This is a genomic window from Streptomyces flaveus (genome assembly GCF_014647675.1).
In the GTDB taxonomy this organism is placed as follows: Bacteria; Actinomycetota; Actinomycetes; order Streptomycetales; family Streptomycetaceae; genus Streptomyces; species Streptomyces flaveus.
The window spans coordinates 24,959-40,067 of record NZ_BMPQ01000052.1; the positions used below are offsets into that span (position 1 = coordinate 24,959).

The 15,109-nt window shown below is 68.6% G+C and carries 13 protein-coding genes; 3 read left to right on the plus strand and 10 right to left on the minus strand.

The genetic code is table 11. From position 1 onward, the window contains the following. Positions 1-29 precede the first annotated feature (29 nt). From IEZ21_RS44680 to IEZ21_RS44705, 7 genes are all read right to left on the minus strand, one after another. A complete protein-coding gene (locus IEZ21_RS44680; RefSeq protein WP_189327539.1) occupies positions 30-1,274 on the minus strand; it encodes an McrC family protein in 1,245 nt (414 codons plus the stop codon). Then, positions 1,271-3,085 carry a DUF4357 domain-containing protein gene (locus IEZ21_RS44685; RefSeq protein WP_189327540.1) on the minus strand — a complete coding sequence of 605 codons (1,815 nt, stop codon included), beginning with the start codon at positions 3,083-3,085 and terminating at the stop codon, positions 1,271-1,273. Before IEZ21_RS44685 ends, IEZ21_RS44680 begins: the two co-directional genes overlap by 4 nt. A gap of 192 nt (positions 3,086-3,277) precedes the next feature. Next, the gene (locus IEZ21_RS44690; RefSeq protein ID WP_189327541.1) at positions 3,278-5,536 is read right to left on the minus strand and encodes a competence protein CoiA family protein; all 2,259 of its coding nucleotides are present in this window, start codon (positions 5,534-5,536) and stop codon (positions 3,278-3,280) included. A gap of 63 nt (positions 5,537-5,599) precedes the next feature. Further along, positions 5,600-6,691 carry a PASTA domain-containing protein gene (locus IEZ21_RS44695; RefSeq protein ID WP_189327542.1) on the minus strand — a complete coding sequence of 364 codons (1,092 nt, stop codon included), beginning with the start codon at positions 6,689-6,691 and terminating at the stop codon, positions 5,600-5,602. Between the two features lie 113 nt (positions 6,692-6,804). Then, a complete protein-coding gene (locus tag IEZ21_RS48575) occupies positions 6,805-6,930 on the minus strand; it encodes a hypothetical protein (RefSeq protein WP_281399761.1) in 126 nt (41 codons plus the stop codon). A 184-nt stretch (positions 6,931-7,114) separates the two neighbouring features. Then, on the minus strand, positions 7,115-8,353 hold the full coding sequence (locus tag IEZ21_RS44700) for an McrC family protein (protein WP_189327543.1): 1,239 nt from the start codon (positions 8,351-8,353) through the stop codon (positions 7,115-7,117). After that, the gene (locus IEZ21_RS44705) at positions 8,346-10,448 is read right to left on the minus strand and encodes a DUF8426 domain-containing protein (RefSeq protein ID WP_189327544.1); all 2,103 of its coding nucleotides are present in this window, start codon (positions 10,446-10,448) and stop codon (positions 8,346-8,348) included. Before IEZ21_RS44705 ends, IEZ21_RS44700 begins: the two co-directional genes overlap by 8 nt. Between IEZ21_RS44705 and IEZ21_RS48245 the strand changes: the two genes are divergently transcribed. Then, positions 10,423-10,995 (plus strand): EVE domain-containing protein, encoded by a 573-nt coding sequence (locus IEZ21_RS48245; RefSeq protein ID WP_246568882.1) that lies wholly within the window; start codon positions 10,423-10,425, stop codon positions 10,993-10,995. The two genes, IEZ21_RS44705 and IEZ21_RS48245, sit on opposite strands and share 26 nt — an antisense overlap. Positions 10,996-11,018: 23 nt before the next feature. Here the strand turns inward: IEZ21_RS48245 and IEZ21_RS44715 are convergent, their stop codons facing one another. Continuing rightward, a complete protein-coding gene (locus IEZ21_RS44715) occupies positions 11,019-12,311 on the minus strand; it encodes a hypothetical protein (RefSeq protein WP_189327545.1) in 1,293 nt (430 codons plus the stop codon). 735 nt (positions 12,312-13,046) lie between these two features. Here IEZ21_RS44715 and IEZ21_RS44720 point away from each other — a divergent pair. Beyond that, positions 13,047-13,718: a hypothetical protein gene (locus IEZ21_RS44720; protein WP_189327546.1), complete on the plus strand. Its 672-nt coding sequence runs from the start codon at positions 13,047-13,049 to the stop codon at positions 13,716-13,718. Between the two features lie 122 nt (positions 13,719-13,840). Here IEZ21_RS44720 and IEZ21_RS44725 read toward each other — a convergent pair whose 3' ends face one another. Next, on the minus strand, positions 13,841-14,446 hold the full coding sequence (locus tag IEZ21_RS44725; RefSeq protein WP_189327547.1) for a hypothetical protein: 606 nt from the start codon (positions 14,444-14,446) through the stop codon (positions 13,841-13,843). A gap of 246 nt (positions 14,447-14,692) precedes the next feature. Between IEZ21_RS44725 and IEZ21_RS44730 the strand changes: the two genes are divergently transcribed. After that, entirely contained in the window at positions 14,693-14,914 is a 222-nt protein-coding gene (locus IEZ21_RS44730) for a hypothetical protein (protein ID WP_246568884.1), read from the plus strand. Positions 14,915-14,974: 60 nt separating this feature from the next. Here IEZ21_RS44730 and IEZ21_RS48250 read toward each other — a convergent pair. Beyond that, on the minus strand, positions 14,975-15,109 hold a 135-nt coding region (locus IEZ21_RS48250; protein ID WP_189327549.1), incomplete at its 5' end, for an ATP-binding protein.

A 15,109-nucleotide genomic window follows, 5' to 3' on the forward strand; every position in this document is an offset into this window, starting at 1 on the left:
CTGGACGGACTCCTACACTCCGCAGTCGATCACACGCGCGGGGTGTCCGCCAAGAGTTCGGCCACCGAGCCGATGTCGGCGAGCAGCCCGGCCGGTTCCTGGTCCAGGTCGAGGGCGTGCTGATGGATGACGATGCCCGCGTGCCGCACCTGGTGGGCGGCGTGCGGGGCATTGCCTTTCGCGTACACAAGGTGTCCTTCGCGCAGGTCGAGGGCCGTGCAGTATGCCAGCATCTGGTACAGGTCGGCGTCGGGATAACCGCCCGGTCGCTCGGCCTTGTACTTGGCGTCCGCCACCGCGCACGGAGTGCCGTCCGGCCCGTACAGTACGAAGTCCGGCTTCATGCGGATCGCGGCGGCCTCGTCGAGGTGGTGAGAGTCCTGGAGGCGGGCGGTGTGGCCGCCTGAACCCTGGCTCCGGTCCTGGAAGGTCTCCCGTAGGGCGGTTGTCACGAAGTCCTCGAAGAGCTTGTTCATGTCGAAGAGGAAGCCGTCGATGCGCAGATCGCCGGGGGCGTGCTCGGCGGAGGCACCCTCCAGGACGACGCGAGAGAGACGCAGGGCCTGGTGGTAGCGGGAGTTGAGGCGTGTGGGACGCCAGTCGGGGATCGGCTGTCCGCGCACGATCGCCGTGACGTCGGCCAGGCGGGCGCGCTGGTGCAGCAGCCTGCGGCGTACGTCGCGCGGTATGCCGGGCAGGCGTAGGAGACGTTCGACGGCCGCACGGAGGATGCGGTTCTCCGCGATGTCGGTGGTGAACTCGTCGTACGCCACCTCGATCGGCAGCATCGCCCCGAAGCGCCGCCGTATCTGTTCGGCCTCCCTGATTCGGCCGCGGACGACGAGCGCGGATTCCTCAGTCGCCCGATAGCCCTGCAACAGGCCCTGTCGAAGTGCCCGGTCCACTTGCCGTTCCACAGCGTGGGCGAGTGCAGGCAGCAGATCGCGGTGCTCGGCGACCTCGACCTCGCCGTCTCGCCAACTCCTTCTCGGATCAAGGCTGTAGCCGAGCAGGAAGAAGAGCCGGACGATGGGGACCTTGGGTGTGATGCGTACGGTGACCGGTTCACCGCCGCCCGGTGCCGTGACGGACACGGCCCCGACCTTGCTGCCGGCTCGCAGCGACCAGTGCCCGGGCGTGTACGGGTCGGGGGTCGCGTCCACGATGTCGGAAGCGGCGAGGGCACGGCCGACGGCATCCGGCAGGACGAGACTGCTCGCCGGCGCGTGCTCGACCAGTTCAACGGACCGCTGGGCGTCTACGGCGGGCGTCACCCCAGCGACTCCCGCAGTGCGGCCAGCCCGTACCGCTTCTCGATGTCCACGCCTTCCCCGTAGTGATGCTCCTCCATCAGGGGTAGGATCTTCGTCCGCCAGGTCCGCTCCAGGCCGCCCTCCCGGTACACGCCCTTCTTCATCAGGTACGAAGGCCCTATGCGGAAGTCGGCGTCGTCGATACGGGAGTTCAGCGCCTCGAGCAGGTCGGCGGGCTCCGCGCCCTTGCCCTCCTTGGCCAGCCAGCGGCGCAGCAGACCACGCGTCGGCTCAGTACGCGGCGACAGCTCGACGAAGGCGAAGCGGCGGCGCATCGCCGCGTCCACGAGGGCGATGGACCGGTCGGCGGTGTTCATCGTGCCGATGACGAACAGATTCGGCGGCAGCGCGAAGTCGTCGCCGGAGTAGGTCAGCCGAACCGACTTGTTGCGGTACTCCAGCAGGAAGTACAGCTCGCCGAAGACCTTCGCCAGGTTGGCCCGGTTGATCTCGTCGATGATCAGGAAGTGCGGGATGTGCCGGTTTCCCTCGCGGGAGGCCAGGTCGGCGAGCTCACGCAGCGGGCCCGCGGTGAGCCGGAAGGCGACTTCTCTGGTCTGCGGGTCCTCCTGAGGCCGGAATCCCTCGAAGAAGTCCTCGTAGGCGTACGACGGTTGGAACTGCACGAGCTTCACCTGCTCCGGTCCGCCGCCGAGGAACTCGGCGAGCTTCAGTGCGAGGTAGGTCTTGCCGGTGCCGGGCGGCCCGTAAAGCACCAGCTGGCGGTCGTCCCACAGCAGATCACGTACTTCGCGCAGCCACTCGGTGTCGTGTACGAGGAGTTCCGCGGACAGTTCGTCCGTCGGCTCGGGCAGCTCCAGCTCGCGGCGGGCGGTGAGGGCCGGGATCTCCACGCTCGGGTCCCGCTCTATGGCTTCCGCCTCCTCGACCAGTTCCTGGTCGGTCAGGCCGAGCCCTTCGATGTGGGCCTGGACCGAGGTCAGGTCGACGACGTCGTGCTGGACGGAGAGCTTCTGCTGGAGTTCCTCCGGCAGATCGTCGTACGCGTGCCCGGCCGGCTCCCACTCGACCGGCCGGCGCAGGTTGGAGCGCCGGTCCTCGGACTCCCGCTGCTCCGCCTCACCGGTGACCTCCCCGACGTACAACTGCCCGCCGGAGATGGTGCACACGGTGTCGCCCGGCTTCATTCGGGATAGGAAGGCGTGCAGGTCCTCGACGAGCTGCTGCTTCTGGCTGTACGTGGCCGTCGACTCGTAGTCCTCCTCGACGAGTGCGCGCAGGTGTTCCTTGCTGATGCCCTGCCGGACGCCCTGGCGGAGGCGGGAGGCAGCGAGGGTGACGCGTCCTTCCGGGAGCCACAGGCGCTGGACCAGGTCCAGACCCGTCACGTTCGAACCACGCACCAGCCAGGGGCGGTTGGGACCCGCCCACACCCCCGACATGTAGTCGGACAGAGGCGCACCGTCCTCGGTCCGCCACTCCTCCCACCCGTTGCGCGGGGCACCCACCAGGAACACGGCGGCGAAGGAGGGTGAGCCGCACTCCACGTCCTCGGTAAGCTCCAACCAACCCGCCCAGCGCTTGGACGGAACCAGCACGCCCTTGGCCTTGAGCTCCTCCCGCCGGTTGAACGGGCTCTTGAAATGCGTGGCCAACGAGGGCGTCACATGGTCGCGCGCGGGGGAACCGGCCCGCACCACAAACTTCCTGCTCCCGTTCGTGCCCGTCTCGTCCAGCAGCACCCCGCGCGCCCGGTCGATCCCGTCCCCGTTCGGCAGCCGCAGCCAGAACTCCGGGTACTCGTCGGCCATGGAAATCCCCCTCACACCCATTGGTCCGATCTTGCCTTGCAGCGTACTGGCAGGCACTGACAGGCCCCCTCCGAGCACCTTCCGCCCGGCTCCATAGGATGTGCAGTCGACTCGGTGAGGGCGTCAACGTCATGACGGAGCACAGCACAACCCATGCACCACCCTCGGGAGTTCACGGCCGACGTGTGACGGCTACGAGCCAGTCGTAGTCCCGCTGCCGTACTCCGCGAAGGCGCGGGCTTGTTCACGCTTGCGCACCTGACCTAGTTCGATGGGCCGCAGGCCGTGGGGGCGTCCGAGGCGTTTGAGGACGGTGTCGAAGTACGGGACTGGGGTGTGCTCGGACGCGACCACGAGGGAGGAGAGCAATACTCCGTGGGGTGAGGTAGGGCTGTCCACGGCGACGAGGACCGCTTCTCTCAACTTGTCGGGAAGATCCGCCGACTTGACCCCGGCGGCAGCGGCGAGCGTGTGCCAGCCGACGCAGACCCGGCGCCGGGCGGCGTCGACCAGCGTCCGTCGTGCTGCCTCGACCACGGCCGACTTGGTGGTCCCGAGCTTGGCCCACCGCCTGTCCTCGGTCTCGGTGGGTACGGCCGATGTGTCCCGCGAGTACGCACGGTCGACGGCGGCTCGCCAAGCCGCTTCCACGGTGGGGGTGGCGGCGTCGGGCTTCCAGCCCAGCTCGGCCAGTACGTCGCCGAAGAACGGGGCCGGTCCTGGGTTCTGGCCGTCCTTCTTCACCAGGGCCGACAGCAATCGGCGGCCAGGAGCGTAGGACCCGTCCACCGCGGCCAGCAGCCGGACGCGGTCTTGCTCCGACAGCGTGGACGGTCTGACGCCCTGCCGCTTGAGCAGCGTTGTCCACTTGATGATGCCGTGTCCTCTGGCAAGCCCTTCCAGATGGTTGCGGAAACCGGCCACGAGTCGCGCTTCGTTGATGGTGGATGTGACACCCCCCTCGGGCAGGTGGGACGGGGACTGCTGCTGCCGTGTGGCCGCCGATTCGTCGAGAGGCAGGGTGAGGGCGTACGCGGTCCTGCGTTCCTGCTCCCAGATCTCCGAGACTCTTGCCTCGGGCAGGTCGGCTCTCCAGCCGAGGCGGGCGAGGACGTCGGCGAAGTACGGGGCCGGGCCGGGCGGTGTGAGAGCCGGTTTGACGAGTGCTGAGAGCACGGGCTTGCCGTCGGCCCGAGGGTGGTCGACCGCGACGAGGAGGCGGACGCGTTCCTCCGGGGTGATGTCTCCGGGTGCCGCTCCGGCGTGACCGACCAGTGTTTCCCAGTTGATGAGGCCGCGGACGCGAGCGACCTGGTCGAGCTTCGACCGGAAGAGGCGGACCATCTCGTCCTCTCCCAGGGGGAGCGAATGGCGCTCAGCGGGAGGCTCGGGTGGCAGGGGTGTGGGGCGCAGGTCCGGCCAGCGGGGATCTGCCTGTTGGGGGAGGGGCAAGGCACCGTCCGCTCGTATGAGCCACGTTGGATCGGAGGGGGCCGCGTCGGCCAGCGGAATCAGGTGTGCTGAGGAGTAGATGACGTGGAGTTGGTGTGGGGAAGGCACCGGGTGGTCGACCGGGAGCGTGACCCGGACACGTACCATGGCCGAGCCGAGCGGCTGGACGTCGGCTTCGTAGAGGCGTACGGCGGTACCGAGCGGCTTCGCCCCCGGCAGGGGAAGCTCGGCCGCAGAGGTGAAGGCGATGGTGCCCGGAGCAAGCGGGAATGCCACGAGAGCGGGAGCGCAGCTCGTGGATGGTTCGGAGTCGAGGCGGGGCGTGATGATCCCCTCCGCCGTCAGACGGCACTCGGCGAGGGCCGACCACGCCAGGCTGTTGTCCGGGTACTGCGTACCTACGTACACCTCGCGGGTCTCACCCTCGGTCCGGCAGGAGATCCGGATGGCGTGGCCGGCGGCCTCCACCTCGTTGTGGGATAGCCCGCAGTACGGCCCGTAGGCCCAGTGGACCTGGCTGTGTCCTCGCGCGAGCCGTTCACGTGCCTCCTGCCACTCGCGGAGGGACAACCGGGCCATCTGCACGCGGATGACCTGAGCGAGGCCGTACCCGAACCGGACCTCGACGGCCCCGCCGTGGACCGATCCGGGATCCAGGTAGGTGACCTCGACGTTTTGGTGCTCCTGCCGCCGGAGCCAGCGTTGGAGTGCCTGACCGACGTACAGGTGGTCGGCACTGGCCTCGCCGGTCTCCGAACGGCGGCAGTGCACGGGTGGGCGGTGCGCGAAGTGGCATTTCTTGTCGGTGTACCGCTTCGCGGAGAGTTTCCTGCCGCAGCCACCGAGCAGAGTGCCGCAGTAGAAGTCCTCGCGGGTGCGGCCCAGCATGAACCGGTCGAACTCGTCGTGGTCGTACGGCAGGAACACCGGCCAGTCCGACTCGGCCCTGCCGATGACCGCCGTCTGGACCTTGCGGGTGTCTTCCTCTGCGTACGGCATGAGGCCCCCGGTGGTGAATTGTGCCGGACCGACCGGCTTGGGTCTTCTGGGATCGTACGGGGGTCAGGAGGAGCGCCAGCGGTTGCGGCCGTCGGAGCCGGGGCCGCAAACCATGGGGGTTCCCGCCTTGGTGACGCCGGTCGCTCCTTGCGGAGAACAGAACGAGCCGGGGTGGACCGTACCGACGCTGCCGCCTCCGGTGGAGCCGCCGGACGAGGATGAGGAGCCGCCGCCTGTGGAACCGTCCTCCTCGCTGGTGCTGTTGTCGCTCTCGTAGTCGGGATCGTTGGCCGGGATCTTGTAGGTCGTGTCCTTCGCCTTCGGGCAGTCCTGGACGAGGTCGGCGTCGCTCCACCGGCCCAGGTCGAGGCTGACCGTGGTGGTGGAGGTGACCTTGATTCCCTCGTCCGGGGACTGGAAGCACACTCGCCATTCGTCGCCGTCCTCGGCGGCCTCCTCAGCGATGGGTGTGTCGATGTCGAGGTAGACGTCGTCGAGTGTGACGCTGTCGAGGTCGATGCCGGCCTGCTTCAGATCCTTGGTCGCTGTGTTGTAGGTGGCGCCGACGACGTCCGGCATCTTCGGCCACGGGAGCGGGCCGCCGTCCTTCTCGGGGCACGGCTCGTTGCTCTTGACCGCCGCGAAGTCGACGGTCTTCGCGGTCGTGTCGGCCTCCTGGAAGCACACCGTCCATCCGGACCGCATGATGATCGAGCGGTCATCCTCGGCCGCATCGTGGTGACCAGTGGTGAAGCCTGCGGAACGTGCCAGCTTCTCCGCGTCGTTCAGTGGCTTGCCGGTGTAGTCGGCGGCCTTGACGACCTTCGCGGGGGTCGGGGACGACGCGGCCTCGGCGCTTGCTTTGCTGTCTTCGCGTGCCTTTGCGTCGGGCTGCTTCGTGCCGCTCTCGTCGAGCTGCCCGCCCAGGCCCGCCCCGACCGCCAGCAGCAGGAAGGCTCCGAACGTCGCGCCGAGCTTGGCGAACCGGCGCCATGGCGACAGTACCCACACCGCCACCATGGCGGCGATCATCACGACGAAGCCGAGCCCGAAGCTGAACGCGCCGAGCAGGGCGACAAGGGCGAGGAGCCCGAGCACAGCGGGGGTGGTTTTCCACCAAGGGCGGGGCGGGGCAGGGGTGTTGTAAGGGTTCACGTGGCTCTGTGCTCCTCGGGTACGGACTGGGTCGGGCCCGGTCCGGGCCTGGACTCGTATGGTCTGGGGTCGGACTGTCGGCCGGGGCGCGGCGGTCGTTGTGGGTGTACGCCTCAGGTCATGGTGTTGGTCAGATGCGGGCCCATGTAGCCGACGTAGATTCCGTGATCGGTACAGGCTCCGTCGTAGTAGTGCAGGCGCGGCGCGAGGGGACGGTGAGCCGTTGTCGATCCGAGCATGACGGAAGTTTGTTAGCGACGTCAACAGACTTATCTGAATTGGCTACGAGTGGATGTGTGTACGAGTGTTCGGGCGTCCCGCTCGGAACGGAGATGAGCCAGGCCGCCCGATGCACCGAGCCGACCGTCTCGCAGGCACCACACCGCCCACGGTTGCTGTCGCCGACCGGGCAGCGTGCGGTGGTCAGCGCAGTACTGAGCCGATCCACGCCGTCGCCTGCTTGGGCGTGGTGCGGGTGTCGACACCGAGGATGTGGATGATGCCCAACAGGCCTTTGGGGCCGCACACTTGGAGGGTTCGCTGGGCGTGGCTGCCCGGCTGGGGATGGACGATGACGGCCGTCGGGGCGTCGGCGGACGCGTAGCCGCTGCTGTAGGTGAGGAGCTGGTGGACGTCGGCCGCGCTCACGCCGTGGCGGTCGTAGCGCTTGTACTTGGCGTCCACGGGCAGCAGCGTGCGATGTGCCGTGTCGTGTCCTGGAAGGCTGAGCAGGAGATCGGGCCGGAAGGCCGAGGCGTTGCCCAGGTCTCCGCGGACTGTGATGCCGACGCCGCTTCCGCCGGGTACGACGTGGCCGCCATGCTGGCCGACGGCCTCGGTGCCGAGACGGCGGACGAGGGCTTCCCAGAGCGCGGGCATGGCGAGCAGGAGACCGTCCGCCGTGGTGCCCTGGTCGGTGAGCAGGTCGGTCACGCCGCCACCGCGCAGCAGCAGGCGGGCCCAGGTGTGGGCGGGGCGGTAGCGGGTGTTGAGGCGGGTGTAGTGGGTGCGGTCCAGAGCGCGGAGGGCCGCGGACGGGGTCGGGGCCTGCGGAAAGGCGCCGGCGGCGCCGTGCAGAGCGCGCGCAAGGTCGGGACTGGCGGTCAGGGTGAGCGCCGCCTTCAGCGCGCTCCCCAGAACGCGGTTGTCCCAGATGTCCGCCTCCCGGTTGAAGGTGCGGACGTGCAGCTGGTCCAGTTGCCCGTAGCGGCGGGTGACTTGGGCGGCCACGTTCAGGCGCCCCCGGAGCACCGGTTCGACGCTCCGGTGGCGTACGTAGTCCCGGCGCAGGCCCTCCCGCAGCAGCCGCTCGCACTGTTCGAGCAGGGCGGCGGCGACCAGGTCGGCGTAACCGTCAGGGCCGGTGGCCCAGCGCCTGGCCGTCGCCGGGACGGGCGTGCCGAGGGCGTAGGCGAGCCAGCTCATGAGCTGCTCTCCCGGAATGGCGAACTTGGGTGCGATGACCACGCGGACACAGTCCAGGACCAGGACTCCGACGGTCGCGTCGGCCTTGAGCCGCCACCCGGTGCGCTCCCTGGTCAGGGTGAGACAGCCCCGTGCCTGGAGGGCGTGCAGGCGGTCGACGTCCCGGGGAGTGAGCTGATCGGGCTCCAGCAGGGCGGACTCGTACTCGCCGAGCTGAACCAGGGTGCGGTCAGGCATCCGGGCCGGGAACGCCGCTGGTGAACTCGGTCGCCAGCGCGTCCGCCAGGTCCTGAGGAGACATGAGGAGCGGACGACCCGTGTCGGCGTCGACCAAGCCGCCGAGGAGGCGGTGCAACAGGTCCGCCCGGCCGAGGCAGTAGTCCTCCAGGAGCGGGATCACCTCGTGGTGGAAGGCCGCGGCCAGATCCTCCTCGGTGGCGATCGGCTCACCGTCCCGCAGCAGGTAGGCGTGTCCGATCTGGTGGTCGGCGTCGAGATGGCGGGCGATGCGGGTGTTGAGGGACTCGAAGAACGCGGCCAGGTCCAAGGGGCCGACGGTTCCGGAAACCGCGTCCGGGTCCGGGCCCACGGGCAGGAAGGCGAAGCGGCGGCGTACCGCGGCGTCCAGGTGGCTGATGCTTCGGTCGGCGGTGTTCATCGTGCCGATGACCCGGACGTTCGGCGGTACGGAGAAGCGTCGCTTGCTGACGGGCAGGGCGACCGGCAGGTTCCGCTTGTCGAGTTCGAGGAGCGTGATCAACTCGCCGAAGATCCGCGGCAGGTCACCGCGGTTGATCTCGTCGACGACCAGCAGGAACGTCTGGTCGGAATGGGCGGCGGCCCGGCCGCACAGGCTGTGGAACAGGCCGTCCGTGAGGGCGAGGGTGAGCCCCGGGCCGGTGGCGCTCAGGTCCGGCTTGAAGCCCTCGACGAAGTCCTCGTACCCGTACGAGGGATGGAAGGTGACCAGGCTGACACGGTCGCCGTGCAGCATCTCGGCCTGGGCCTCGGCACGTTGGCGGGCGTCGGCACCGAGCACGTCCGCGCGGCCGTCCAGGGCGAGGGCGGCGCCGAGCGCGAGCCGGGTCTTGCCCGTGCCAGGCGGCCCGTGCAGGATCACCTGGCCCTTGCGCTCCAGCGCGTCCAGTACGACCTGCACGTCGTCGGGCAGCGCGACCGGCGTGCCCGCCCGTGCCTGGTCCGTACCCGGGGCGGAGTCGGAGTCGGCGTTGTGTGCGGTGAACTTGGCGAAGAGGGACGAGTCGACCTTGGCGAAGGTGGACCGCCACCCGGGCCGGGACTTCGACAGTTTCTGCGCGTGGGAGAGGTCCCAGACCACCGGGACGACGTGGTGGAATTCAGGCCGGTCCGGGTCGTAGCGGTAGCTCCCGTCGACCCTGCCGGTGGCCAGGACCTCGTCCGTCCCGCGGTTGGCGACGACCCGGTCTCCCGCCTCCAGGTCCCGGAAGGCCAGCAGCCGGCGGGCGAGGGTCAGGCTGCCGCCACTGCTGCGCGGCCAGTGCGCGTCCAGGGCCTGCTTCAGTTCGGTGTCGCTCTGGTACTGGCCGAGATCGCCGAGCTCGTCCCACCCGACGCAGATGAACTCGCCGTCCCGGCATTCCTCCCACAGGCGGCCGCGCTCGCCGGGGGCGATCTTCCAGATGGTGCGTTGCCGGGGATTGAAGTGCTTGTACAGGAAGCGCATCACCTCCTGTCCCGTCCAGCCCTCGAACTCCTCACGGGTCTGCACGAGTTCTCGCAGTTGACGGTTCGTGCGCGAGGCGGAGACGCCGACCTGTGCCTCGCCGCCGAGCAGCGTGACGAACGTCCGCAGATGCTCGGCCGCGTAGATCGGCAGGAAGTGCTGCGGGAAGTAGGTCGCCAGGGACTTTGTCACCAACGTCGGCCCGTATCGCAGTACTTCGAGGTCGTCCAGGGCCTCGAAGTCTCCTGCCCTGACGGCATCGAAGGCCCGGACGAACTGTCCGCGCAGTTCAGCCCAGGCGTCCTGCGGGTCCATACCCCTCAACGGAGCGGCCAGCCGCCATTCGCCGGAGTTGTGGTGGTACATGATGTGCTTCGCGGCACTGCCGCCTCTGATGCTGCCCAGATTCGGAGTGTGGAACTCCAGCAGCTGGCAGTACGTCGGCGCCGACCCGGACGGCGCGGCCTGCCCAAGGGCATAGCGTTCCAGCGGCAGCTCCGCCCACTCCTCCAACGGAAACTGGGACAGCACCTTCTTGCGATCGCTTTCGGCATCCGACTCGACGTCCGCCACGGCGGTCCGGTCGAACTCGGCCGCCGCCGTGCGCACATCCACCCCGTTCGTCATGGAGGTCATGATGCCGGAGCGCGAGGTGGAGATCCCCACGCGCGGCGAGGTTGGGCAACTTCCTGCGTGCGGCTCAGGCGGCTGGCACGATGCTCAGCACGGCGAGGTCGGTTCCTGGGCACCGGGCGCCACGGCGACGGGAGAGATCGTGCAGGACTGGATCTACATCCTCAATCCGAACAAGGACACCCTCGACGGGGAGCCCTCCGACAAGGACACCGTGCGCCGTCTCGCCCACAAGGACCCCGAGCTTGACCTCTGGCTCAGCCGACGAAACCGTATGAACCCGGGCGACCGCCTGTGGTTCTTCTTCAGTCAACCTGAGTCGGCGGTCGCCGCGGTGGCCGAGGTCGACAGGGAGCCGCGTGAGGACCCCGACGACCCCGATTTCTCCTACCGGGTCGACGTAACCCTGCTGCCCGGGCCCACGGACGCGTTGTACGGCAATCCGGTGGGCCGGGACGAGCTGGAACTCGGCCAGGTGAGGTCGGTGCAGAAGGTCAAGCCGGAGGCATTGAAGATCCTGCTGGCGCGGGCCGGTCTGTGACGGGACCGTCGCGGGCAGGACGGCTACCAGGGCTCCAGCCCTCGCTCGGTCGGGTTCGTGCGAGGCAGAAGTGCTTCCTGGGCGCGTGAGTTCAGGGCCATCAGCTTGTCCGCTGTGCGGTCGACGAAGAAGACGAACGCTTTGGCGGTGTCGGCGAAGGCCGCTGCCGGTCGACTGATACCGGCAGTCGTGATCACGATGAGCCGCTTGGGCGCGTCCTCACCGGCCGCCGCGGCCAGGCCGTTCAGCCGCTGAACCTCGGAAGTGGACAGGTTCTTGGCCCGGTTGTGCCACTCGATGTGGAAGGCGTCGGATCGGATGGGGAGTTCGGCGTCCCCCTCTTCGAGGTCCCCGAAGCCGAATGCTGTCAGCTGCTCGAGAACGGTGTCGGTGATGTGCCGGGGGCTGGTTGAGCGTCGTGACGTCCTCGGCGCGGAATCCCCGATGAGCTGACCGAGATCGGCGTTGACGTCCTCCAGCTCCAGCGACTCGGGCAGGGCAGCTTCGTCCGCGAAAAGGGACTCCTGCCACTCGGATCGGCGCTCGGCGGAAACCCGGTCTCCGCGGCTGGCCGGCTCGTACGGCACCTCCACGTCCCAGGCCTTCAGGCCCCTGCCGAGCACGTCAACGATGTCCGCCACCGACACGTCCGCACGGGGTATCCCTGGCCCGGGCCGCGTGCTGCGCCACAGGTTCCAGCCCAGATCGACACGGCCCCAAGCCTCGCATTCCGTGAGGAACACATCCACCAGCCAGCCGAGGGCGGGCTTCAGTGAGATGCGGACGAACGCGTCGGGGAACTCGGCCTCGACGAAGCCGCCGTCGCGTCCGCCCACGATGTCGAGTTTCGGCGAGTGGCGGGGGCCGTACGGGAAATAGCCGTTCCCCGCCGCCACGCGCCGCACTCGCACACCCCGGGCGTCCAAGAGGTCGGCCAGCTCGGTCATGTCGGACGGCTTGCTCTCGTTCCAGCGCCAGGGTGAGGCAACAGGTAGGTCCGTGAGGTGCGCCGACGCCACGGCGTGCAGGGCGTCGACAAGCACCTCGTCGGGCGTGTCCAGCGGCCAGACCGACGGCTCACTGTTCAGTACCGGATCCATCACCGCCCAGACGATCGTGTACCCCATACGTACCTGCGCCAGGACGACCGAGCGCCTGCCGGACAACGTGACCTTCAGATGCATCGGGTGGTTCGCGTCGTCGAATCGCACCCGGTCAGCCAACTCGGGATGACGGTCGCACAGGGCCTGTTCCAGGCTCTTGAAGTGCAGGTGTCTGCCGAAGGCGGCGACCATGTCACCGGGCGGGAAAGGCAAGGGACACACTCCTGTTGAGTAGTGGCGCGGCGTGGCGTGGCCGGGAAGGTCGTGATCCGTTGACGGAGCGTAGGTCGACCGGATGCCGTCACTCAAAGCGTTTGGCCGTCCTCAACGGCATTGGCCGCAGGATTGACCGGAAATCGCCTCCGGCCGCTCGTCGTGCTGGTCGATCGTGAGATGGGCCGTCGGGCGAGGAGTGTGTGTACATCAACTCGCCCCGACGGTGGGCTCTCTGGTGGGTGGATGCCCGCCTCGTGGAGTTCCCGCTCGGTGGCGCGGGGGTCCGCGCCGCTCAGCGCGGCGATGGCCCGCACTCCGATCCGACCCGCGCGATACGCCTCGACAGCTCGCTCCATGATCCGGCGCGGCGGCCGCACTCGTGCCGCCGCCTCGCACTCCACGACGTACTGGCGTTGTTGCGGGCGCCCCCCTTCAGGGGGCGGCTGCCTGGACGGCGGTACACCCTCCGACGCAGATGCCACAATTAAGGAAAACGAAAGGAGTTTCCCTGGCTGCCCAGCCATCTGGGTCATCTGGGACACGAACTGTGCTGGCGGCTGGCGGGAAAAACGCTGGCAGCCCGCCAGCCGCCCTACGCCTCCTGGCCCGAGGGCACAATCAACAAGCCCATTCCAGGAAGCGATACCGACATCCTAGGCAACGGCCAGGCTCCACCTGGCGACGCTGGTGCGCCATCTCGGCTCTTTCACCCGGCAGATCGGAAAGACCACCGTGACAACACTTGACGGCCGCGAGGTCTACACCCGCCGTGACCTGATGACCAAATACGGCATGGCGCTCTCCCCGCTGGAAGAGTGGTACCGCAACCGCCGATGGACCGGCCACCCCGAAGCAGCCGGCAAAGCAGGCCGTGAACTGGTCTGGGACGCAGCCGAATGGGACCACTGGTACCAGGAGCGGCAGAACACGACGAACCTGGTCACACGCGCCGACCTCCAAGAACGCCACGGCCTTGCCCGCAGCACCCTTGAACGCCTGTGGGCACTACGGGAAGAAAATGAACATCCCGCCCCCGTCAAGACACTGGACCGCGTCATGTACTGGGACCACGACCAGTGGGAGGCCTGGTACGCCGACTACAAGAAGCGCACCCAGCGACGCGAGATCCACGTCGACCGCAGCGGGAACCCCGACGACCTACTGACCCTGGCAGAAGCCGCCCGCGTCCTCGGCGTCACACCCGTCAGCATCGCCCACCACCCCAAGCGCATGCCGCGCGGCTGGCCCCAGCCGGTCGAAGAGGAACAACTCCCCAGCGGCCGCCTGCGGCGCTGGTACCGCCGCGCCGACATCTGGACCTACGCCGACACCCGCACCATCGCCGGACCCCACCGCGCCAAACACCCCAGCAGGAAACCCCAGGGCCCGGGCGAAGCCGGCTGAGTGAGCTCACCTGGGCGCTCTATGAGCAGCGGGAAGCAATCGGTCTCCGCCCAGTTGGTGCTCGGGACGGCCGGGTGGAGCCGCCCGCCTCGCCTCTGCAGGACGGGCGGCTCGGGCAGGGCTCAGTAGAGCTTGTTGACAGCCGTCACCGTGGTCGCCTTGAAGTCCGCGACCTGCGCATGTTCGAAGGTGCCCATCTGCGCCCACCGGACGTAGGTCACGGTCCTGCCGTCCCGGCCCACCGAGAACAGGCTGACGTCGGAGGAGCCCCAGTCGGAGACGGTGTGCAGGCCGTGGACGGTCGCACCCTCCTCGACGTCAATTTTGCCGTAGTTCTTCTCGGTCGCCGTGAGGTCGGGAGTCTCCTCCATGAGCCGCTCGGCACAGTCGGCGATCTTCTGGCGCAGCAGGGCGGCGAACGCCTTGGCCCGCTGCTCACTGCGCTCCACCACGGTGACCTGGAACGCGTTGGTGTCGTACTCGGTCCAGTACTCACGGTGGCTGGAGATGGACGGCAGCGCTTCCCCAACGCAGACCGGCGGGTGCTCGGGCTGCCCGGCGACGACCGGACCGGCGTACCAGGGCGACGTCGGGTGCGGCGGCAGCTCACCCGGTTCCAGGAACCGGGGAGAGCCCGCAGCCATCGCCGGGGCGGCAGCCAGGGTGAGTATGGCCCCGGTGGCCAGCGCGGCCAGCGCGAGCCGGGTACCGCGGATGCGGACGTTCATGATTCCCCCATGCGTTGTGTGTCGAGACGACCGGATGCGAAAGGAAGGGACGCGCTCGTGCGGCCCGCCAAGAACCTTCCGGTCATGACGTCTCGTAAGACTCATTAAGGTGCACTTTCGTTGCTCTGCACTCTTGCTGCAGATATGCAACGAATGTCACCGAACGGCAACGGAGCACAGCGTTCTCCCGTGCCCCGGAGGGGGGCGTTGAATATCGGCCGGTACCGGATCACAGACGTTGCGGACATGCCGCCTGCGTTGGCGACGGTCTTGGGGGTGGTCGTGATCGCCCTTCTCGCCGGAGTGGTGTGGGCACTGCTGTGGCTACCGGACCACGCGAAGCTCAGGAGTCCGGCCGCACGCGAGCGCGCGAAGCGCCGCAAGGAAAGCCAGAAGCGACAGAAGGAGCTGCGCTCGCGGCGGGAGTCCCTGCAGCGCAAGGCAGCCCGGCGCGAAGACACGACATAGCAGCGCTCCCCCTTGGCGGACCGGGGAAGTCTCCCCAACTGACCTGCTGGCGTGAGGACTTCAGCCGGACCGGGAACCCACCTCGGCCCATACGGTCTTGCCGCTCGGTGCATACGGCTCCGTGCCCCAGCGGTCGGCCAGCGCGGCGATCAGGAGCAGGCCGCGGCCGGACTCGTCGTCCGGTTGGGGTTCTGG

Coding starts and splice junctions, on each gene's coding strand:
- IEZ21_RS44730 (WP_246568884.1), top strand. CDS start 14,693: ATGCCGCCTGCGTTGGCGACGGTCTTGGGGGTGGTCGTGATCGCCCTT.
- IEZ21_RS44725 (WP_189327547.1), bottom strand. CDS start 14,446: ATGAACGTCCGCATCCGCGGTACCCGGCTCGCGCTGGCCGCGCTGGCC.
- IEZ21_RS44690 (WP_189327541.1), bottom strand. CDS start 5,536: ATGCCGTACGCAGAGGAAGACACCCGCAAGGTCCAGACGGCGGTCATC.
- IEZ21_RS44685 (WP_189327540.1), bottom strand. CDS start 3,085: ATGGCCGACGAGTACCCGGAGTTCTGGCTGCGGCTGCCGAACGGGGAC.
- IEZ21_RS44705 (WP_189327544.1), bottom strand. CDS start 10,448: ATGACGAACGGGGTGGATGTGCGCACGGCGGCGGCCGAGTTCGACCGG.
- IEZ21_RS44700 (WP_189327543.1), bottom strand. CDS start 8,353: ATGCCTGACCGCACCCTGGTTCAGCTCGGCGAGTACGAGTCCGCCCTG.
- IEZ21_RS48575 (WP_281399761.1), bottom strand. CDS start 6,930: ATGCTCGGATCGACAACGGCTCACCGTCCCCTCGCGCCGCGCCTGCAC.